This window comes from Pseudoduganella albidiflava (assembly GCF_004322755.1).
Lineage (GTDB): Bacteria > Pseudomonadota > Gammaproteobacteria > Burkholderiales > Burkholderiaceae_D > Rugamonas > Rugamonas albidiflava.
Map to the genome: position 1 here is coordinate 1,919,901 of NZ_CP036401.1, position 21,115 is coordinate 1,941,015.

Consider the following 21,115-nt stretch of genomic DNA (forward strand, 5'->3'; position numbering starts at 1 on the left):
AGGCTTACACGCCGACCATCGACACCGCCTTGGTGTTCAGGTACGACTCCAGCGCTTCCGGACCGCCTTCGGAACCGTAGCCGGAATCCTTGATGCCGCCGAACGGCAGTTCGGCGCTCGGCGTGGCCGGCTGGTTAATCCACAGCATGCCCACTTCCATCCGGTTCATCAGCAGCTGGGCGTTCTTGATCGAACGGGTGAATGCGTAGCCGGCCAGTCCGTACGGCAGCCGGTTGGCTTCGGTGATCGCGTCTTCCAGGCTGTCGAAGCCGCGGATGCCGGCCACCGGGCCGAATGGCTCGTCGTTGAAGATGCTCGCGTCCAGCGGCACGTCGGCCAGGATCGTCGGCGCGAAGAAGTTGCCGGTATCGCCGACCCGAAGGCCGCCGGTGGCGACGACTGCGCCCTTGGCCCTGGCATCCTCGACCACCTGCGACATGGCGCTGACGCGGCGCGCGTTGGCCAGCGGGCCCAGCGTGGTGCCTTCGTGCAGGCCGTCGCCCAGTTTCAGGCTCTCGGCATGCTGCACCAGGGCGCGCGTGAACTCGGCCTTGACCGCGTTGTGCACCAGGAAGCGGGTGGGCGAAATGCACACCTGGCCGGCGTTGCGGAACTTCGCCGCGCCGGCGGCCCTGACGGCCAGCGCCACGTCGGCATCCTCGGCAACGATGACCGGGGCATGGCCGCCCAGTTCCATCGTCGCGCGCTTCATGTGCTTGCCGGCCAGGGCGGCCAGCTGCTTGCCGACCGGCGTGGAACCGGTGAAGGTCACCTTGCGGATGATGGGATGCGGGATCAGGTAGCCGGAAATCTCGGCCGGGTCGCCGAACACCAGGCCGACGACACCGGGCGGCAGGCCCGCGTCGACGAAGCATTGCAGCAGCGCGGCCGGCGATGCCGGCGTTTCTTCCGGTGCCTTGCACAGGAAGGAACAGCCGGTGGTCAGGGCGGCGGACAGCTTGCGCACGATCTGGTTGATCGGGAAGTTCCACGGCGTGAACGCGGCCACCGGGCCGACCGGTTCCTTCAGCACCAGCTGCTGCGCGGCCGGGTTGCGCGACGGGACGATCCGTCCGTACACGCGCATGCCTTCGGCGGCGAACCAGTCGATGATTTCCGCGCCGGCCAGCGCTTCGCCCTTGGCTTCGGCCAGCGGCTTGCCCTGTTCCTGGGTCAGCAGGCGGGCGATGTCCCCGGCGCGCTCGCGCAGCAGGTTGGCGGCGCGGCGCATGATGGCGGCGCGCTCTGCCGCCGGCACCACGCGCCAGGCCTCGAAGCCTTGCTGGGCGGCCGCCAGCGCGCGGTCGAGATCGGCCACGCTGGCGTGGGCCACGGTACCGATCGGCTGCCCGGTGGCGGGATTGATCACGGGAATGGTCTTGCCGCCGGTGGCGTCGATCCATTCGTTGGCGATGAGGAGACGGGTATCTGGATAGCTGGGCGTAGTCATGGAAAAAACCTCGTTGTGGGGATGACGATGTTACCTCGTACGCCGATCTCCTGCAGGCAAGTGTGCCAGGGGCGCCCTCCACCCTCGTTTATACTCGCAATGGAACGGCTGCTGCGCGGATGGCCGGTTTGCCGACGAGGAGACGCATGATGACCATCACCATTACCGCCTTCGAACATTCGCCCGACGGCGGCAAGGGACTCGCGCGGGACGTGCGCGTGCGCTGGGCGCTGGAGGAAACCGGGCAACCGTACAAGGTCCGCCTGGTGGCCAACCAGGCGATGAAGCAGCCGGCCCACCTGGCGCTGCATCCGTTCGGCCAGATTCCCACCTACGAGGAAGGCAATCTCGCCCTGTTCGAGTCCGGCGCGATCGTCTTGCACATCGTCGAACGCCACGCGGGGCTGCTGCCGCACCACGCCAATGCGAAGGCCCGCGCGATCGCGTGGCTGTTCGCCGCGCTCAATACCGTGGAACCGCCGATCGTCGAACTGTCCACCGTCATGCTGGAGGAACGCGACAAGCCCTGGTATGCCGAACGCCTGCCGCTGGTGCAGGCGCGGGTGCGCGATCGCCTGGACCTGCTCGCCACCCGCCTGGGCGACGCCGAATGGCTGGACGGCCCGTTCAGCGCGGGCGACCTGATGATGGTGTCGGTGCTGCTCAGGGCGAGATCGTCGGGCATGCTGGACGAGTATCCGAACCTGGCCGCCTATGTCGCCCGGGGCGAGGCGCGGCAGGCCTACCGGCGCGCGTTCGCCGCCCAGCTGGCGGTCAACGCGCGTACAGCGTCCGGCTGAGCCAACGGCACGCTGGCTGGGCGCGGCAATCACGGACTTGATTGCAAGGGCCCGGATGCTTGAGTTCCCGGCATGGCTCTGCTACGGTGGCCAGGGCATCAGACAAGCTGCTGCTGAACAATAAGACGGAGACCTCCACGGCATGGCACGACCTTTCACGCGGCGCGCGGCGATGCACCCGCACGCCCGCTTCTCCGGCGGCCTGTTCCCCTGCCTGCCGGCTTTTCTCCTGGCCCTGCTGCTGTGCGCATGGGCCGTGTGCATCCCGGCCGCTGCCCAGCAGCGCGTGGAAAGATACGGCATGTACGAAGTCGTCCTGAAAGGCAAGGACGCCGGCAATCCGTTCATCGACCTGGAGCTGAGCGCCACCTTCACACGCGGCGGCGAGCGCTTCACGCCGGAAGGTTTCTACGACGGCGACGGCACCTACCGCGTGCGCTTCATGCCGCCCGCGGCGGGGCAGTGGACGTATGTCACGCACAGCAACCATCCCGACCTGGACGGCAAGACCGGTTCGTTCACCGCCGTCGAAGGTGCGAACAAGGGGCCGGTCCGCGTCGCCGACACGCATCACTTCGCGCATGCGGACGGCACGCCGTTCCGGCCGTTCGGCACCACGATCTACGAATGGGCGTTCCAGCCGGAGCCGAAGAAGCTGGAAACGCTCGCCACGCTGAAGAAGGCGCCGTTCAACAAGGCGCGCATGCTGGCGGTGCCGCCGTACAAGCCGGGCTATGTCGAAGGCCCGGAAAAGCTGAGCGAGTTCCCGTTCGTCGGCACATCTCGCGACAACTTCGATTTCTCGCGCTTCAACCCGGCGTACTTCCGCAGCCTGGAGCGCGACGTGAAGCGCCTGTCGGACCTGGGCATCCAGGTCGACCTGATCCTGTTCCGGCCCTACGACAAGGGCCAGTGGGGCTTCGACACGACCAGCGACGCCGTCAACCAGCGCTTCGTGCGCTACATGGTGGCGCGCTTCGCCGCGTTCCAGAACATCTGGTGGAGCCTGGCCAACGAGAACAGCTACATCCGGCACCTGACGGACGAGGATTTCGACCGCTACTTCCAGATCGTGCAGAAGTACGACCCGTACCAGCACCTGCGCTCGATCCACAACGCCGACCGCATCTACGACTACAACAAGCCGTGGGTGACCCACGTGAGCCTGCAGTACTACAATGCCGTGAAGGTGTTCGGCGTGTCGCCGATGCTGCGCGACATGTACCGCAAGCCCATCGTGCACGACGAGATCAACTACGAGGGTAACTCGCCCAGCCGCTGGGGCCAGCTGTCCGGCGAGGAACTGACGCGCCGCTTCTGGGTCGCGCTGGTCGGCGGCGCGTATGCCACGCATGGCGAGGTGCTGGAATCGGCCAAGGTGCGCGGCTGGATCGCCGGCGGCGGCCAGCTGGCCGGCACCAGCCCGGAACGCATCGGCTTCCTGCGCAAGATCGTCGAGGCCGGGCCGCGGCGGGGGCTCGCGCCGATCGACCAGCTGTTCGTGATGAATGCCGCCGGCGAGCCGGGCGAATACTATCTTTACTATTTCGGCGACGAGAAGCCCGCCGAATTCCCGTTCGTACTGCCGGTCAAGGGCCTGCGCAAGGGGATGAAGTTCAGGGCCGACATCATCGATACCTGGAACATGACGGTCACGCCCGTGCCGGATACGTTCGAGATCGGCGAACCGCCGCGCTACCGGGTGGCCGACGTCGACAACCGGGTGATCAAGCTGCCGGGCAGGCCGTACATGGCGCTGCGCATCCAGCGCGTCGGCGACATGCCGAAGGCCGCGCCCGAGCCTGCCCGCAAGCCCGCCGCCGGCGCGATCGTCGAAGAAGAACTGTAGGCCATGAGTGGGGCCACCGCTTTTGCTGGACAGAGGCGACAGGGCAGCCGTAAGCTGTGGCACCTGGCAGGAATGCAAGCCGATCCCTGCCAGGCATGTCGCACGTGAAAATCCACGCGAACGGACCCCATGGACATCCAGACCGACGAACGGCGCTTCCACCACCTCGATGCGCTACGCGCCAGCGCACTGCTGATCGGCATCCTGCTGCACGCGATCATGTCCTTCCTCCCGGGCTACCGGGAAGCGCGCTGGCCGATCTCCGATGCCTCGACCAGTACCGGCCTGGGCATCGTCTACTATGTCATCCATCTTTTCAGGATGCCGCTGTTCTTCCTGCTCGCCGGCTTCTTCGCGCGCCTGCTGCACCAGAAGCTCGGCACGCGCGGCCTGCTCCGTAACCGCCTGCGCCGCATCGCCTTGCCGCTGGTCGCGTTCTATTTCGTGGTCATGCCGTCGATCGTCGTCGCCATGGTGTGGGGGGCGCGCCAGCTGGACATCAAGGCGGCGGGGAAGGTCGAGTATCCGATGCCGATCATCGGGCCGCCGGTACCGTGGGGGCACCTGTGGTTCCTGTACATGCTGCTGGTGATCTACCTGGTCGTGGTGCTGCTGCGCGCCGCGGTCGCCAGGTTCGACACCGGCGGAACGCTGCGCTCCGCTGCCGGGCGCCTGGTCGACCTGTCGTTCCGCACCCGCCTGGCGCCGCTGATCCTGGCCCTGCCCATCGGCGCCTCGCTGCATGGCGCCGCGTGGTGGGTGCAATGGCAGGGCATCCCGTCGCCGATCGCGGGGCTTGTGCCCAATGTGCCGAGCATGCTCGCCTACGGCGGGGCGTTCCTGGCCGGCTGGTTCCTGCACCGGCGGCAGGACACGCTGGAGCTGCTGGCGCGGGACTGGCCGTTGTATGGCGTTGGCGCGCTGCTGGGCATCGCCGGCGCGCTATACATTGCCGGCGCCACGCCGAAGCTGGCGGTCCTTCCCCTTGGCGCCACCGGGCAGGCCCTGTACCTTGCCGCCTACCTGGGCGGCATGTGGTGCGCCACCTTCTGCGCCATCGGCGTGGCGCAGCGCTGTTTCGCCGCGCCGTCGGCGCGCTGGCGCTACCTGGCGGATGCCTCGTACTGGATGTACCTGATGCACTTGCCCGTGGTGTTCCTGCTCCAGGCGTGGATGCTGACATGGCCGCTGCACTGGTCCGCCAAGCTGGCGCTGATCCTGGCCATCACGGCGGCGCTCCTGCTGGGCTCCTATCACTTCCTGGTGCGCCGCACGTTCATGGGCGTGTTCCTGAACGGCCGGAAGTATCCCGCCACGGCGCGCGTGGCGCCGGTCAACCCGGCAGGGCAGGTGCCGGGCGCGTGAATCCGGGACGGCCGCCGGCGCCTGGCGCGCCGGCGGCGCGGCTTGCCCATGTTGCACAATTGCCGGTCCGGCACGCGCCGGCAGCCCATCCGTTGCCATCCGGCGTCAAAAAGGGGTTTCGGGGAAGGATGTCATTGCGATGCTGCATGGAAACAGTTTAAAGTTCCGGCAGCGCCTTCCCGACGTATCGGGGGCGCCCGCCATCCACAGTCACCGTGTAATTCACACATGCCGAACCTGCCAGATGCCCGCACGCGCCAGGGAACGATCCAGGGCGGCTTCACGCTGATCGAACTGATCGCCGTCATCGTCATCCTGGGCATCCTGGCCGCCGTCGCGCTGCCGCGCTTCGCGGACCTGCGCAGGGATGCGCGCATCGCCTCGCTGCAGGCCGTCAAGGGCGCGCTGGTCACCATTGCCACGCTGATCCATGGCAAGGCGCTGATCGATCCGGGTGCCACGACCGTCACCGTGGACGATGTGGAAGTGACGCTCGTCGCCGGTTATCCATCGCCGGCCGGCGGCGGCAATACGGCGGCGGCGGCCGGCCTGAGCCTCGACGACTACATCATCCGCTTCGGTTCGGCCACGGCAACCGCCACCCAGCCCGCGCTGCCCTACAACTCCTTCGCTGCGATCCCCGTCAAGGTGGCGAACACGCCGGCCGCGCTGGCCTGCTTCACCCAGTACGTGGGCGCCAGCGGCTCCGGCAATGCCGTCAGGCCGCCGGTGGTCACGGTCGTGTCGGACAGCTGCTGATCCCGGCCGCCAGCACCTGATCCTTATTCCCAGGCGCGCGCCGCGGACCGGTGGATGGTCCACGTGAAGCCGGCGCCCACCGAGACGCCGCTGGTCTTGCGGAACAGCGGGCTGTCGCGGTTGGCCGCATGGCTGTGGTTGTCGTAGCGGGTGAAGCCGAACACGCGCCAGTCCGGCGACAGCCGGCGCGACAGGCTCAGGCCCAGCCGCGTCATCAGCAGGCCGCCCGAAGCGTGGTACTCCGGCCGTTCGGCGGTCGCGTATTGCGGCGCCACGTCGTAGAAGTACGCATGCAGCCGCGCATTGCCGTACACCGCGCCCACGGTGGCATCGGCCTGCCACTTGCCGGTGCCGTCGCCGGTCTCGAACACCACGCGCGGTTCGAACACGAGGCCGCGGCGTTCGAAGCCATTCCTCAACTCCAGCGGCACGCGCAGCGGCAGTTCCAGCCGGAGGCGGCTGTTCGGCGAAGGCTCGGCCAGCAGCACCTTCAGGCGCGGCCCGAATTCCAGCAGCGAGTTCAGGTCCGGCATGCCCTTGCGCGCCTCGACGTCGTCGGAACGGGCCGGCAGCGACAGCGCGAAGCCCAGGTCGAGCTCCACCCGGTCGCTGTTGATCAGGCGCGCGCTGACGCCGGAGCGGTCGGCGCGGATGATCTTGCCGCGGTAGATCACGAGCGGCAGCACGAGCCCGCGTGCGGAGCGGTCGTCCGCGCCGGGATAGGCGGGCGTGGAAGCGGCGCCGCCGAACACGCCGACTTCCCACAGCGGCAGGTCCGGGGCGGGCACCGGTGCCTGCTGCGCGGCGGCGGGCGCCATCATCGCCAGCATGGCGAGGCAGGCCGGCAAGGAAGTCGATAGCAAGGTCGAAGACGAAAGGCGGGGCGTGGGCATGGTAAGGGCGGGCAGGATGACGATGCCGGCACATTACCATGCGTGAACCGTCCGCGGTAAGGGGAGCGTACCGGCTTTATACTCGGGTTTTGCCTCCCGCAGCCGACCGCGCATGACGACCAAGCCCACGACTCCCGCCACGCCCGCGAAACCTTGTTGCGCCGCATCGCGCGCCGGGTCCGGTATTGCAGCCGTATCGGAGCAGCCGTCATCACCCTCGCTCCTGGAATCGGCATCCGCTGCCGTGCCACCGCGCCGCGCCACGGTCCTGCTGCCGGCCGCCACTTTCCTGATGGGCACCGACTACGCCCGCGCCAATCCCGGCGATGGCGAAGGCCCGGTGCGGCCCGTTTCGCTGTCGCCGTTCTCGATCGACGTGTACCCGGTGACGAACGCGGATTTCGCGGCGTTCGTGGAAGCCACCGGCTACGTCACCGAGGCGGAACGCTTCGGCACGTCGTTCGTGTTCCAGGGCCAGATACCGGATGAACGCTATGAGGAAGTGGTGGAAGACACGCTGGCGGTGGCGCCCTGGTGGTGCCTGGTGCGCGGCGCCTGCTGGCGGGCGCCCGAGGGCCCCGATTCATCCATCGACACGCGCATGACGCATCCGGTGGTGCACGTCTCCTGGAACGACGCCATGGCCTATGCGGCGTGGAGCGGGGCGGCCCTGCCGACCGAGGCGCAGTGGGAATACGCCGCGCGCGGCGGCCTCGAACAGAAACTGTACCCGTGGGGCGACGAGCTGGCGCCGCGGGGCCGGCACCTGTGCAATGTGTGGCAGGGCGAATTCCCCGCGCTGGACACGGGCGAGGACGGCTTCGCAGGCACCAGCCCGGTCGACGCCTTTCCACCGAACGGCCATGGCCTGTATTCGGTGACCGGCAATACCTGGGAGTGGTGCGCGGATTTCTGGGACACCGGTTTCAGCGCCGCGCCGAGCCAGGATCCGCAGGGGCCTGCGCAAGGCACCGCGCGCGTGATGAAAGGCGGGTCCTTCCTGTGCCATGCCTCGTACTGCAACCGCTACCGGCCCGCCGCGCGCACCATGAACACGCCGGACAGCGCCGCCTCGAACATCGGCTTCCGCTGCGCCAGGCCGGCGCCCTGAACTATCCTTCCTGGCCCCTGCCGGGCGGCGGGTCCGGATACTCGGTGGAAGCGACGTGTTCGCGCGCCATGCCGTCGGCCATCCGCTTCACGATGTCCGGGTGCTGGCCGGCGATGTTCGTGCTTTCCTTCGGATCGCGCGACAGGTCGTACAGTTCCAGCGAGCCGCCGCGCTTCATGCGCAGCGCCTTCCACTTGCCCCAGCGCGCCACCTGGCGGAATTCCGGCTCGTAGAACTCCCAGTACAGGAAGCGGTCTTCCCCCTGGCGCTGCGCATCGGCGAGGAACGGCCGCAAGCTCACGCCATCGCTTTTTTCGCGCGGCGCGCCGGCCAGGTCCAGCGCGGTCGGCAGGAAGTCCGGGAAGTACACCGGCACGTCGCTGACGGCGCCGGCGGCGACCTTGCCCGGCCAGCGCACGATCCATGGCGTGCGGATGCCGCCTTCGTACATGTCGCGCTTGTAGCCGGTCAGGCCGCCGTTCGAATCGAAAAAGTCGGCGATCCGGGTCTGCTGCGTCGTCGGTTCCGAGCGCGGGCCGTTGTCCGAGGCGAAGAAGACCACCGTGTCCTTGTCCAGGCTTGACGCGGCCAGCTTGTCGAGCAGCTGGCCGATGCCGAGATCGAGGTAGTGGATCATTGCCGCATAGGTTTTTTCATCGTCCGACCAGTCCGCGCGGTCCGCATACGGCCCGAAGTCGGGCGCCGTGAACGGCGAGTGCGGGCTGTTGTAGGCCGCGTACAGGAAGAAGGGCGCGGCCTTGTGGCGTTCGATGAAGTCGATCGCATCGTCCGTGATCATGGCGGTGTCGTAGCGCCCACGCTTGCCGTTGGCGTTCTCGGGAATATCGACCAGCTTGTCGCCGTACACGCGCTGCACCGGCCAGTAGCCCTGGGTGCTTTCCAGCGGCGTGAGCCAGCCCTTGAACTCGTCGAAGCCGAACTGGATCGGCGTGGCCTGCGTGTCGAAGCCGTCCAGGTGCCACTTGCCCATCAGGCCCGTGCGGTAGCCGGCATCGCGCAGGTACTGCGCCACGGTCTTGTCTTCCGGCAGCAGGTTCGGGCGGCGCCACAGCTGCTTGCCCTTGCCCTTGGTGCCCAGCTTGCCGCCGGCCAGCGCCGTGTTGTCGCGGATGCGCGCGTGGCCCGTGTGCAGGCCCGTCATCAGCGCGCAGCGCGACGGTCCGCACACGGGCGCGCCCGCGTAAGCCTGGCTGAAGCGCATGCCTTCCCTGGCCAGGCGGTCGATGTTCGGCGTGGCGATGCGGCGCTGGCCATACACGGCCGTGTCGCCATAGCCCATGTCGTCGGCCAGGATGAAAATGATGTTGGGGCGCCGGGTGCCGGGCGGCGGCGCATTCAGGGTAAAGGCGGAGGCGGAGGTGGAGGCCGAGGCGGCGGCGATGGCGGCCAGCGCGCTGGCGATGAATTCTCTGCGGATCATGTGGTTTTCCTCGTAGCGCAGGAGCTTAGCATGTGGAAAATCGCCGTTTGCTCAAGTTGTTGAGCATTGGCAAAGTCTTTCATACTAGCAACTGTGCGGACGCTTGCCCGCCAGCATGTTAAACTTTACATCTTGACAAGTAGTAGCCGAAGGAGGCGTCCCACGCATGCGTCATATGCTCCGTAGCCTGATTTTCCTGCTGTTCTCGCTGGCCAGCCTTCCGGGCCATGCCCTGTTCGCCAAGCCACCCGCACCCACCGCCGTCGTCATCCAGCCCGACCCGCTGGGCCGCGAAACGCCGCGCGCGATGGTGTCCGGCATGATCGAGGCGCTGGCCGAACTCGATTACGACCGCGCCGCGCTGTATTTCGACCAGCCCGCCGTGAGCAGCAACCGCCAGCGCATGCAGGCCATCGGCCAGGCGCGCGGTTTCCATGCACTGCTGGACAATGGCGGCTCGATCCGGCCCTTCGCCGCGCTGTCGAACGAACCCGGCGGCACGCTCGACGACGAGCTGCCGATCGACCAGGAAGCCGTCGGCGAAATCACCGTGAAGGGCAAGCCGGTGCCGGTGCTGCTGACACGTGGCCAGGATGGCGACCGGCAGGTGTGGCGGGTATCGAAGGAAACGCTGTCCCAGATCGCCGCCGCCACGGGTCGCGTGACCGCCGCGCAGCAGGCCGAGCAGGCGGCCGAGGACAAGGAATTCATCGTGGCCGGCGCGCCGCTGAAGGACTGGGCGATCCTGCTGGGCCTCGGCATCCTCGTCTTCGGCGGCCTGTGGATGCTGGCGGCGCTGCTGGTGGCGGCCACGCGCCGGATGGTGGCCGATCCGGCGGCCAACGGCATGTACCGCTTCGTCGAGGCGGCGCTGCCGCCACTGAGCCTGCTGATCGCGGTCGGCATCTTCTATAACTGGGCGGATCGCCTGCCCGTCGCCATCGTCGCGCGCCAGACGCTGCTGCGCTATGCCGGCATCGTCGCCGTCATCGCCGTGGTCTGGTTCGGCCTGCGGCTGGTCGACGCGGTCGCCGAACTGGCCATCACGCGCATGCAGCGGCGCGGCCGGCGGCAGATCGTGTCCGTCATCACGCTGGCGCGGCGCACCGTCAAGGTCCTGCTGCTGCTGTTCTCCGGCATCGGCATCCTCGACACATTCGGCATCGACGTCACCACCGGCATCGCGGCGCTGGGCATCGGCGGTATCGCGCTGGCGCTGGGTGCCCAGAAGACGGTGGAAAACCTGGTCGGCAGCGTGACCGTGATCGCCGACCGGCCGCTGCAGGTGGGCGACTTCATCAAGGTCGGCGACGTGGTCGGCACGGTGGAAGACGTGGGCATCCGATCGACGCGCATCCGCACCGGCGAACGCACCGTGGTCACGATTCCCAACGGCGACCTGTCGGCGCGCCAGATCGAGAACTTCGCCGAGCGCGACCGCTTCCTGTTCAATCCCGTGATCGCCGTCGACCATGCCACGCCGTCGGCCAAGCTGAAGGAGGCCATCGCCATCGTGCAGGGCGTGCTCGCCGAGCACGAGCACATCGCCGAGGGCGCGCGGGCCCGGCTGGGCAGCATCGGCGAGCGCTCCTTCAACATCGACGTGTTCGCCTATATCGACGTGCGCGAATTCGACGTGCAGGTCGTCATCCGCGAGGCGCTGCTGCTGGCGATCTACGAGCGGCTGGAGGCGGCCGGCATCGACCTGGCGTTCCCGAACCAGACCATCCTGCTGTCGGCGGGCGGCGAGCGGGCGCCCGTCGAACTGGCGGAAGAACTGCCCCGGTGACGGGCGCGCAGGTCGGGCACCAACGGCCACGATCGCGCAACAACGCGTACCATCGTGGCCGCATCGGCCATGCAAAAGTAGTCAACATAGTTTATTGCGCGTAAGATGCCGGGTTCCGTCAAAAACATATACACCCGCACCATGAACAGCCAAGCCACCACCGTCAGGGAAGCCATCGCCGTCGTCCTGCGCGCCTGCCGCGCCGCGCTGCCGTTTTTCCTCAGTATCGAAACGTGGCTGATGGTGGCCGTGGCCGCCACCACCGTGGGCGGCTTCTGGCTGGCGTTCATGGGCGACCTGCGCAGCCTGGTGCTGTTCGGCGGCGCGGTCGGCTACCTGGTGCTGCGCTCTGTGCTGCACGCGAAGCGCATCCTTGGCTGGCCGTTCGTATGAACCGGCAGCGCTGAAGCGCGCGCCGCCGCGCGCCGGTACAATGGCCTTTCCAACAACGAAAGGACCGCCATGGGCGCACTGCACGACATCCCCCTGAAACGCATCGACGGCACCGACGACACGCTGGCCGCGCACCGCGGCAAGGTGCTCCTGGTCGTCAACGTCGCCTCCAAGTGCGGCCTCACGCCGCAATACGCCGGCCTCGAGGCGCTGTACCAGGACAAGCGCGCGCAGGGCCTGGAAGTGCTGGGCTTTCCCGCCAACGACTTCATGGGCCAGGAACCGGGCAGCGACGAGGAGATCAGTTCCTTCTGTTCGCTGAACTACGACGTCAAGTTCCCGCTGTATTCCAAGATCTCCGTGCTGGGCGAAACGCAGCATCCGCTGTATGCCGCACTGGTCGCGGCGAAGCCCGAAGCCACCGGCGACGGCCCGTTCCGCGAAAAGCTCACGCAGTACGGCGTGCACCCGGCACGCAAGGAAGACGTGCTGTGGAACTTCGAGAAATTCCTCATCGGCCGCAACGGCGACGTGGCCGGCCGCTTCGCGCCGGACGTGACGGCCGACGATCCGCGCCTGGTAGCCGCGATCGACGCCGAACTCGCCAAGGCCTGAGCGCACTGCGCCGCGTGATCAACCATCCGCGCGGCCCTCGCGCACCCACTGACCTTCCCGGCATGCCATGGAACTGATCGACATCGTGCTGAAGGCGGGCCGCTCGGCCGTCGAACTGTCGCTGTTCATCCTGCTGCCCATCATGGTCGTCATGCTGTGCCTGATGCGCTTGCTGGAAGCGCGCGGCGTGACGGACTGGGTGGTGGCCAAACTGGCGCCCGTGCTGAAGCCGGTCGGCCTCACCGGCCTGAGCGTGTTCGCCGCGCTGCAGATCAGCTTTGTCAGCTTCGCCGCGCCGATCGCCACGCTGGCGATGATGGAACAGCGCGGCGCGTCCGACCGCCACCTGGCCGCCACGCTGGCGATGGTGTTCGCCATGGGCCAGGCCAACGTGATGTTCCCGATGGCCGCGCTGGACCTGCGGCTCGGCTTCGCGCTCGCGGTGTCGCTGGCCGGCGGCCTGCTCGCGGCGGCGGTCACGTATTACGGCTTTGGCCGCCGCCTGTCCGCCGCCGAAAAACCGATGGACGAGACGCTGAAGCACCCGGTGGCCGAAGATGGCAAGGGTGTCCTCGACGTGATCAACCGCGCGGGGGCGGAAGCGTTCAGGATCGCCGTGGGCGTGATCCCGATGCTGGTGCTGTCGATGGTCGCCATCACCATCCTGCGCGGGCTCGGGCTGTTCGCCTGGCTCACCGGCCTGCTTGCGCCGCTGCTGCAGGCCGCCGCCATCGATCCGAGCCTGGTGCTGCTGACGCTGACGAAGGCGCTGGCCGGCGGCACGGCGGTATTCGGCCTGCTGGACGACATGCACCGTGAAGGCACCGCCCAGATCCCCCATGCCGTCCTGGTCAACCAGAGCGCGGGCTGGCTGATCCACACGATGGACGTTCCCGGCGTGGCCATCCTGATCTCCGCCGGCAAGCGCGTGGCCAGTGTCTGCGCGCCGGCGGTCCTGGGTGGCTGCGTCGGCATCGCGGCGCGCACGGCCGCCCATGTCCTCTTCGGCTGAATACTGCCGGGCTAGCCGTTGGGTGCATACCACGGCGTTTCACGCGGCATGGTTCAGCTCCGTCTTTGTGGAATAATCGACAAGCGGCATCCGACCGGCGACAGACCGGAAACAGGATGCCGCGGCGCTTGCATACCCTGCACCACGCGCAAGCGTTCCCACACTCCAACCGAGAACCGAGGACGACATGAATCTTGCCGACATCAGCAAACTGGGCGTTGCCAACCCCTTCCGCGAACGCTACGACAACTACATCGGCGGCCGCTTCACCGCGCCGGTGAAAGGCGAATACTTCGCCAACGTCACGCCGATCACGGGCCAGCCATTCTGCGAGGTGGCCCGCTCGTCGGCCGAAGATATCGAACTCGCACTCGATGCCGCCCACGCGGCCCGCGAAGCGTGGGGCAAGACATCCCCCGCTGAACGCGCCAACATCCTGAACCGCATCGCCGACCGCATGGAGCAGAACCTGGAACTGCTGGCCACCGCCGAGACCATCGACAACGGCAAGCCGATCCGCGAAACCAAGGCGGCCGACATTCCCCTCGCCATCGACCACTTCCGCTATTTCGCCAGCTGCATCCGCACGCAGGAGGGCGCGATTTCCACCATCGACGATGAAACCTACGCCTATCACTTCCACGAGCCGCTGGGCGTGGTGGGGCAGATCATCCCTTGGAACTTCCCGATCCTGATGGCGGTATGGAAGCTGGCGCCCGCGCTGGCGGCCGGCAATTGCGTGGTGCTGAAACCGGCCGAGCAGACCCCGGCCTCGATCATGGTGCTGGTGGAGCTGGTGGGCGACCTGCTGCCGGCCGGCGTGCTCAATATCGTCAACGGCTACGGGCTGGAGGCGGGCAAGCCGCTGGCATCCTCGAAGCGCATCGCCAAGATCGCGTTTACCGGCGAAACCGCCACCGGCCGGCTGATCATGCAGTACGCCGCGCAGAACCTGATTCCCGTCACGCTGGAACTGGGCGGCAAGTCGCCGAACATCTTCTTCGCCGACGTGATGGACGCGGACGACGACTACTTCGACAAGTGCCTGGAAGGCTTCGCGATGTTCGCGCTGAACCAGGGCGAGGTGTGCACCTGCCCGTCGCGCGTGCTGGTGCAGGAATCGATCTACGAGAAATTCATCGAACGGGCGCTGGCGCGCGTGGCCAAGATCCGGGCCGGCAACCCGCTGGACGCGAACACGATGATCGGCGCCCAGGCATCGCAGGAGCAGCTGGAAAAGATCCTGTCGTACCTCGACATCGGCCGCCAGGAAGGTGCCGAGGTGCTGGCCGGCGGCGAACGGGCCAGCCACGAAGGCGACCTGTCCGGCGGCTTCTACGTGCGGCCCACCGTGTTCAGGGGCGACAACAAGATGCGCATCTTCCAGGAAGAGATCTTCGGCCCGGTGGTCTCGGTGACCACCTTCAAGGATGAAGCCGACGCGCTGCGCATCGCCAACGACACGCTGTACGGCCTGGGCGCCGGCCTGTGGACGCGCGACGGCGCGCGCGCCTTCCGCGTCGGCCGGGCCATCCAGGCCGGGCGCGTGTGGACCAACTGCTACCACCTGTATCCGGCCCATGCCGCGTTCGGCGGCTACAAGCAGTCCGGCATCGGCCGCGAAAACCACAAGATGATGCTCGACCATTACCAGCAGACCAAGAACCTGCTGGTGAGCTACAGCCCGAAAGCGCTGGGGTTCTTCTGATGGCACCGGCCGACGCGGTGGCGCATCCCGTCGCCCGCGTGACCGCGACCCCCGCCGCGCTGGCCTTCATCGGCGAGCTGCGGGGGCGGCACGGTCCGCTGATGTTCTTCCAGTCCGGCGGCTGCTGCGACGGCAGCGCGCCGATGTGCTATCCGGACGGCGAGTTCAATGTGAGCGACACGGATGTCCGCCTGGGCGAACTGGATGGCGCGCCGTTCTACATGGGCGCCGAGCAGTTCGCCTACTGGGAGCACACGCAGCTGATCATCGACGTGGTCGAGGGCAATGGCGGCATGTTCTCGCTCGATAACGGCACCGGGCGGCGCTTCCTGGTGCGCTCCCGGCTGTTCACGGACGAGGAGTGCGGGCAGTTGCAGCGTCAGCCGGCCGGCAAGCCCGGCAGCCGGTAGCAGCTTGTCGATCGGCAGAGGCAAGCGACGAGCTTGCTTCTGCTGATGATGCTGCTGCTGATGATGCTGCTGTTGATGATCAAGCAGCCGGAAGGGATGCCATGACCGAGCATCGAATCTATACGACACCGTTTGCCAGGCTGTACCCGATGTACGTGCAAAAGGCCGAACGCAAGGGGCGAACGAAAGACGAAGTCGACCGGATCACCTGCTGGCTCACGGGCTACAGCCCGGCGCAGCTGGCGGCGGCCGCCGAAGGGCAGGGCGATGTCCGGGCCTTCTTCGATGGGGCGCCGGCGTTCCATCCGCATGCCGCGCTGATCACGGGCCTGGTGTGCGGCGTGCGCGTCGAGAACGTCGAGGATCCGCTGATGCGCAGGATTCGCTACCTGGACAAGCTTGTCGATGAGCTGGCGAAGGGCAAGTCGATGGAGAAGATCCTGCGCTGAGCGGTCCACGCGCGGCGGCGCCAGTGAGCATGGCACCGCCGCGCGGGCCAGGCACGATCAGTGCGCCGCTTCCGGCGCCATGACCGGGCCGGCCGGCAGCGCGGCCAGGCCCTTCGGCTGGCTGACCGTCAGCGACGTCACGTAGCTGGCGCTGGCATAGGCCTTGCCCGCGCGTTCGCCGCCGGCCTTGTCCGTGTGCTTGGTCTCCAGCACGTACACGCCGCGCCACGGCAGGTCGAACTGCACCGCGCCCTGCTCGTCGGTGGTGGCTTCCTTCGCCCAGCCGCTCGGCACGGTGGCATTCACCGCCACCTTCGGCAGCGGCTGGCCTTTGTAGAACACCTTGAATTGCCCGGCCTTGCCGGTGGGGACGATGTCCAGCGCCAGCTTCGGCGCCTGGGCGGCGAAGTTCGTCACCAGGCGCGCGGCGGGAATCCACACATGCGTGCTGACCTGGCCATCCTTGGTGGTTTCCCACGACGGGTAGTTGGCTTCCTCGGCCACGATCGATTCGCCGGCGGCCGGCGCGGCGGACAGCACGAAGCCTTTCGCGGTCTTGTCCGCCGTCAGCGCGCGCTCGCCGGCCGCACCGATCAGCGTGGCGCTCGGGGCGACGAACTTGTCCAGCAGGCCGGGCGTGGTCTCGCGCTGGTTCAGGGCGAACTCGCCGAACTGCAGCTTGACGGTCTTGCCGTCCTGTTCCAGCCAGACATGGTGGGCGTGGGCGGCCGGGGCGGCCAGGATGGCGAGGGAGAGCAGCAGTTTGTTCATGGGTGAGGATCGAAGGTTGATGGCAGGCATGCATTGTAATGCGAATCATTCGCAATTGACAAACAGTACCGTCATCGCCGCCGCAATCCCCGCTTGCCGCGACCATGGCTGCGGTCGCGGCTGCCGGCTCAGCAGGCCGTCGGCTTCACCCGTTCGACTTCCAGGCCGAACAGGGGGCGCAGGCGCGTGCCCACCACGTTGCCGAGGAATGCCATGACCAGCCACAGCCAGCCGTGCAGGCTGCCGGACACGATGCCGCTGAAGTAGGCGCCGATATTGCAGCCATACGCCAGCCGTGCGCCATAGCCCAGCAGCAGGCCTCCGGCGACGGCCGCCACCAGCGAGCGCAGCGGAATGCGCCACACGGGGGCATAGCGGCCGGCCAGCGCCGCGGCCAGCATGGCACCGAGCACGATGCCGATATCCATCACGGACGTCACGTCCTGCCATACCGGCGCGGCCAGTGCTGCGGCGTTCTTGGCGGTGGACCAGTAAGTCCAGCTGCCGACGTCGATGCCCAGCAGCGCCGCGCCCTTGGCGCCCCACAGCGCGAACGCCGACGTCACGCCCCACGGCCGGCCGGACAAGGCCAGCGTGGCGAAATTGAGCAGCACCAGGGCGATCGCGCCCGCCACCAGCGGCCACGGGCCGTGCAGCCACGGCGACGTGTGCGCCGGCTGCGTGTGCGCCGCAACGAGCTTGCCGTGGCGGCGCTTTTCAACGACGACGGTGATGGCGGCGATCAGCGCGAAAACGAGCCAGTTCAATGCCAGCGCGGGCGCCAGGCCCAGCGCCTTGACGGCGGACACCGGTTCGAGCTGCGGCATCGATGTCCAGAACGGCATGTGCGCCGTGCCGATCACCGAGCCGGCGATGAACGCGATGAGCGTGACGACCATCCGCGTGCTGCCGCCGCCCACCGTGTACAGCGTGCCCGAAGCGCAGCCGCCGCCCAGCTGCATGCCGATGCCGAAGATGAAAGCGCCCACGATCACCGAGGTGCCCGCCGGCGACACGAGGCCGGTCACGGGATTTCCGAACAAATTGCCCGCCGCGAGGGCAGGGAAGAACAGCGCCACGCCGATGGCGAGCATCAGCATCTGCGCGCGCAGGCCCGCACCACGGCCATCGGCGATGAACACGCGCCAGGCGGAGGTGAAACCGAACGCCGCGTGGTACAGCGACACGCCGAGCAGCGCGCCGACGACGTACAGCGCGGCCTGCTTCGGCCCCACTACCTGGGCGAGATACCACGCGCCGAGCACGATCAGGAACAGTGCCGCGCCGAGCGGTTTGGGATTGATGGCCGTACGGGCGGGGAGGGTTGCGGAGGTTGAAAGAGACATGGCGAAAACACCGGCAAAATTTCGTAAGCCGTTATTTTCGCGCGTTTTTTTGTTTCGTGCAGGGCGTGGCGAGAAGGTGGAAATGCTGACAATGCCTTATGTGCTCATGCATTCGGCCGGGAACGGACGATCAAGCGCCTGGTGCGCTGCCACTTTGCCCGCGCCATGGCGGCGCACATCGAAGTGATCTGCCACGAAGCTACGACATCGGAACCGCTGTCACCTCTGACCCGTTACAGCGTTATCTCCGCCAGTGTCGATGCCGCCACCCACCATCACCGCGAGCGGAAGATCCGCCCACCCGCGCAGCGCCGGCAGCAGATCCGGTTGCGCACGTGGGCGCCGAACAGCAGCAGGGCGCCGGCCACGCTGGCCACGGCTTCCGCGTCGTGCCCGAAGCGCGGTTCGACGACGAACATGGCGAGCGCCAGGCAGGCCAGGCCCGCGCCGCCGAGCAGCGGCACGGCGCGGCGGCGGTGCGCCAGGTAGCCCGGCCCGAGCGACAGCAGCGCGGCCACCACCGCAACGCCGAGCAGCACTTCGTGCACGTGCCCGTCCTCGGCCCAGCTCATGGCCGGCAGCATGGCCAGCAGCACCGGCATGGCCAGGCAGTGGACCATGCACAGGGTGGAAGCGAACAGGCCCGCGGCATCGGCCGCGCCGGTCAGTTTGTTCATGGCGATCTTTCGTCGATGGGGTCAGAAGAAATAGCGCAGCGAACCTTCGAGCTGCGTGCGGGGCACGGTCGACACCAGCAGGCCGGCGGCGGTGCCGTAGGCGATGTCGCTGGCGAATTCGTGCGGCTGGACCACCAGCGCCAGCGATGCCTGCACCCGGCCGGTCTCGTAGCCCGACTTCAGGCTGTAGCGCACGTAGGTCGGCATGTCGCGCTGCACGGACGGCGTGCCGCTGTAGTAGGGATTGCGGGCCGTGACATACACGTCGCCGTTCACCGTCAGCTTGCCGGGGCCCAGCGCGCCACGGTACTGCGCGCCGGCCTTCCACGTGTGCGCCGGCACGGACAGCAGCGCGCCGGCACCCGGCGCCGGGTTGTCGAGCCGCGCGCGCAGGATGCGGCCGTAACTGAGGTAGGCGCTGGCCGCGCGCCCCGGCTGCCAGTTCACGTCGACTTCATAGCCGCGGCGCGTGGTCTGGCCGGCGGGCAGGAACACGTCCGGCGCGGTGTTGACGATCTCGTCGTCGTTCTCGATCGAATAGACCGATGCCGCCACGTTCCAGCCGGCGGCCGGGCGGGCCGCGATGCCCAGGTCGTGCGAGCGCACCTTGCTCGGATCGATGCCCGCGTTGACGCGGCCGCCCGGCGCGCCCAGCGGCCCGAGGCTGCCGCTGGCGCTGACCTGCTCGGCCGCCGGAGAGCGGAAACCCTGTGCCACGTTGGCGAACACGTCCAGGCCGGGATGCGCGCTCCACAACACGCCGTACTTCGGCGTGAACGCCGTGCCGCGGTAGGCGGTCGAGGCGGCCGGCAGCTTGCGGTTGACGATGTCGTAGTCGAAGCGGTCGTAGCGGGCGCCGGCATGCAGCTTCAGTGCCGGCAGCACGCGGTACTGGCCCTGCACGAACGCGCCGTAGGTCAGCAGGTCGAGCTCCTGGTTGTTGACATAGTTCGCGGTGGGCTGGCGGTCGCGGTACTGGCGGCGCAGCGCGTCGCCCTTGTCCGCGCGGGCATCGACACCGGCCGTCAGCACGGCCTTGTCGCCGAAGCTCCACGTGTTGCCCGCGCGGCCGCCATGGATCGTACGGTCGTCGTAGCCGAAGGTGTGCAGGGCGGCGCTGTTGGCGATCGCCCGGCTGCGTTCGAAGTCCTCGGCGTATGCCGTGGCGAACCAGCCGTCCGCGCCGGTGGGCTGGCGGTTGAACACCAGGGTCTTGCGGTGCGCGCCGCCGAAGCCGGGCAGGCCGAACTGCGTGGCATGCGGGTCGAGCCCCGCTTCCAGCGCCGGAAGCGGCAGGTAGCCGGCGCCCGCGTAGTCGGAGCGGTAGTAGCTGGCCCGCACGCTGTAGATGCCGTCGCCGAGCGTCGTCGACAGTTTCCAGAACAGGTTGCTGCGGTCGTTGCTGGCGCCGTGGCGGAAGCCGTCGCCGCGGTAGCGGTCCGCCACCAGCAGCGAACGCACCGCGCCGTATTCGCCCGAGAGCGTGAGGGAGCCGCGCCGCCCGCCATGGCTGGCCAGCGTGACCGCCGCGCTGGACGGCGTGGCGGCGCCGCCTTCGCGGGTGGCGATGGCGACCGATCCGGCGCGGTTCTGGTCGCCGTACAGGGCCGAGACGGGGCCCTTGATCACGTCGATCGAGCCGATCATGTCGGCCGTCATCCATTCGAGGAAGGCCGGGCCGTGGCCGGCGCCGCCCTGGCTGGACGGGATGTTCTGCGGCACGCCGTCGATCACGATCGCCGTGTCGGCGCCGTGCGTGCCCTGGGTGGCGAAACCGCGCATGCGAAAGCCGTTGCCCGTGTCGCCCTGGTCGATATTGTTGGCCACCACGCCGGGGATGCGCTGGAACACGTTCGAGATGTCGCGGCCGATGGGCAGCGTGGCGATATCGTCGGCCGTGATGGTGGTGACGCTGGCGGGCAGCGCGCCGGCTGCGGTGGACGGGGCCATGCGGTCGTCGCTTCGGCTGGCCCGGATCTCGACCACCTGCGCCGGCGCCATGTCGGCCGGTTCATCGGCGGCACATGCCGCACCGTGGACCGCGCAGGCGATGAAGACGGCCTGCGGCAAGGCGTGCACCGGAAACGGGGCGGGGAGGGAACGACGGGGCAGCGAAAGCACGGCGGGGCTCCAGGATCATTGGCAGGCCTGAACTATACGATAATGAGAATGCATTATCAAGTAGCTGCCAATCTTGAGCTTCAGTGCGATTGCACAGGGAAACGGCCCGGATGGCTAGTAAGCGCTTTCCAGTACCGTTTGAGCGGCCTGGCGGGA

19 protein-coding genes are annotated in these 21,115 nt (G+C 67.9%); 12 read left to right on the forward strand and 7 right to left on the reverse strand.

Annotated features, from left to right (window positions below; all coding sequences use genetic code 11):
- Positions 1 to 4: 4 nt before the first annotated feature.
- Positions 5 to 1,450 carry an NAD-dependent succinate-semialdehyde dehydrogenase gene (locus EYF70_RS08255; RefSeq protein WP_131144967.1) on the reverse strand — a complete coding sequence of 482 codons (1,446 nt, stop codon included), beginning with the start codon at positions 1,448 to 1,450 and terminating at the stop codon, positions 5 to 7.
- 149 nt (positions 1,451 to 1,599) lie between these two features.
- Between EYF70_RS08255 and EYF70_RS08260 the strand changes: the two genes are divergently transcribed.
- From EYF70_RS08260 to EYF70_RS31915, 4 genes are all read left to right on the forward strand, one after another.
- Complete coding sequence (locus tag EYF70_RS08260) at positions 1,600 to 2,250, forward strand: glutathione S-transferase family protein (RefSeq protein ID WP_131148968.1); 651 nt, start codon at positions 1,600 to 1,602, stop codon at positions 2,248 to 2,250.
- Positions 2,251 to 2,392: 142 nt separating this feature from the next.
- On the forward strand, positions 2,393 to 4,099 hold the full coding sequence (locus EYF70_RS08265; RefSeq protein WP_218943763.1) for a DUF5060 domain-containing protein: 1,707 nt from the start codon (positions 2,393 to 2,395) through the stop codon (positions 4,097 to 4,099).
- A gap of 129 nt (positions 4,100 to 4,228) precedes the next feature.
- Positions 4,229 to 5,464: an acyltransferase family protein gene (locus tag EYF70_RS08270; protein ID WP_131144968.1), complete on the forward strand. Its 1,236-nt coding sequence runs from the start codon at positions 4,229 to 4,231 to the stop codon at positions 5,462 to 5,464.
- 228 nt (positions 5,465 to 5,692) lie between these two features.
- Positions 5,693 to 6,223: a type II secretion system protein gene (locus tag EYF70_RS31915; RefSeq protein WP_131144970.1), complete on the forward strand. Its 531-nt coding sequence runs from the start codon at positions 5,693 to 5,695 to the stop codon at positions 6,221 to 6,223.
- A 23-nt stretch (positions 6,224 to 6,246) separates the two neighbouring features.
- On the opposite strand, the gene EYF70_RS08285 is transcribed toward EYF70_RS31915, so the two are convergent.
- Positions 6,247 to 7,071 carry a MipA/OmpV family protein gene (locus EYF70_RS08285; protein WP_229420754.1) on the reverse strand — a complete coding sequence of 275 codons (825 nt, stop codon included), beginning with the start codon at positions 7,069 to 7,071 and terminating at the stop codon, positions 6,247 to 6,249.
- 157 nt (positions 7,072 to 7,228) lie between these two features.
- On the opposite strand from EYF70_RS08285, the gene EYF70_RS08290 reads away from it, so the two are divergent.
- Entirely contained in the window at positions 7,229 to 8,227 is a 999-nt protein-coding gene (locus EYF70_RS08290; protein ID WP_131144972.1) for a formylglycine-generating enzyme family protein, read from the forward strand.
- Between the two features lies 1 nt (position 8,228).
- Here EYF70_RS08290 and EYF70_RS08295 read toward each other — a convergent pair whose 3' ends face one another.
- Complete coding sequence (locus tag EYF70_RS08295; protein WP_131144973.1) at positions 8,229 to 9,668, reverse strand: arylsulfatase; 1,440 nt, start codon at positions 9,666 to 9,668, stop codon at positions 8,229 to 8,231.
- A gap of 166 nt (positions 9,669 to 9,834) precedes the next feature.
- Between EYF70_RS08295 and EYF70_RS08300 the strand changes: the two genes are divergently transcribed.
- From EYF70_RS08300 to EYF70_RS08330, 7 genes are all read left to right on the forward strand, one after another.
- Positions 9,835 to 11,457 (forward strand): mechanosensitive ion channel family protein, encoded by a 1,623-nt coding sequence (locus EYF70_RS08300; protein WP_131144974.1) that lies wholly within the window; start codon positions 9,835 to 9,837, stop codon positions 11,455 to 11,457.
- Between the two features lie 141 nt (positions 11,458 to 11,598).
- Complete coding sequence (locus tag EYF70_RS08305; RefSeq protein WP_131144975.1) at positions 11,599 to 11,850, forward strand: hypothetical protein; 252 nt, start codon at positions 11,599 to 11,601, stop codon at positions 11,848 to 11,850.
- A 69-nt stretch (positions 11,851 to 11,919) separates the two neighbouring features.
- On the forward strand, positions 11,920 to 12,465 hold the full coding sequence (locus tag EYF70_RS08310; protein ID WP_131144976.1) for a glutathione peroxidase: 546 nt from the start codon (positions 11,920 to 11,922) through the stop codon (positions 12,463 to 12,465).
- 67 nt (positions 12,466 to 12,532) lie between these two features.
- Positions 12,533 to 13,477, forward strand: a complete 945-nt coding sequence (locus EYF70_RS08315) for a nucleoside recognition domain-containing protein (RefSeq protein WP_131144977.1) — start codon at positions 12,533 to 12,535, stop codon at positions 13,475 to 13,477.
- Positions 13,478 to 13,664: 187 nt separating this feature from the next.
- Entirely contained in the window at positions 13,665 to 15,185 is a 1,521-nt protein-coding gene (gene adh / locus EYF70_RS08320; RefSeq protein WP_131144978.1) for an aldehyde dehydrogenase, read from the forward strand.
- Positions 15,185 to 15,595 carry a DUF779 domain-containing protein gene (locus tag EYF70_RS08325; protein WP_131144979.1) on the forward strand — a complete coding sequence of 137 codons (411 nt, stop codon included), beginning with the start codon at positions 15,185 to 15,187 and terminating at the stop codon, positions 15,593 to 15,595. Before adh ends, EYF70_RS08325 begins: the two co-directional genes overlap by 1 nt.
- 101 nt (positions 15,596 to 15,696) lie before the next feature.
- The gene (locus tag EYF70_RS08330; protein ID WP_131144980.1) at positions 15,697 to 16,044 is read left to right on the forward strand and encodes a DUF2200 domain-containing protein; all 348 of its coding nucleotides are present in this window, start codon (positions 15,697 to 15,699) and stop codon (positions 16,042 to 16,044) included.
- A gap of 57 nt (positions 16,045 to 16,101) precedes the next feature.
- Here EYF70_RS08330 and EYF70_RS08335 read toward each other — a convergent pair whose 3' ends face one another.
- The 4 genes from EYF70_RS08335 to EYF70_RS08350 all read right to left on the reverse strand — a co-directional run bounded on the left by EYF70_RS08335 (position 16,102) and on the right by EYF70_RS08350 (position 20,959).
- A complete protein-coding gene (locus EYF70_RS08335) occupies positions 16,102 to 16,815 on the reverse strand; it encodes a DUF4198 domain-containing protein (protein ID WP_131144981.1) in 714 nt (237 codons plus the stop codon).
- Positions 16,816 to 16,943: 128 nt separating this feature from the next.
- Complete coding sequence (locus EYF70_RS08340; RefSeq protein ID WP_131144982.1) at positions 16,944 to 18,161, reverse strand: YeeE/YedE family protein; 1,218 nt, start codon at positions 18,159 to 18,161, stop codon at positions 16,944 to 16,946.
- 275 nt (positions 18,162 to 18,436) lie between these two features.
- Entirely contained in the window at positions 18,437 to 18,838 is a 402-nt protein-coding gene (locus EYF70_RS08345) for a MerC domain-containing protein (RefSeq protein WP_131144983.1), read from the reverse strand.
- 21 nt (positions 18,839 to 18,859) lie between these two features.
- Complete coding sequence (locus tag EYF70_RS08350; protein ID WP_229420755.1) at positions 18,860 to 20,959, reverse strand: TonB-dependent receptor; 2,100 nt, start codon at positions 20,957 to 20,959, stop codon at positions 18,860 to 18,862.
- Positions 20,960 to 21,115 lie beyond the last annotated feature (156 nt).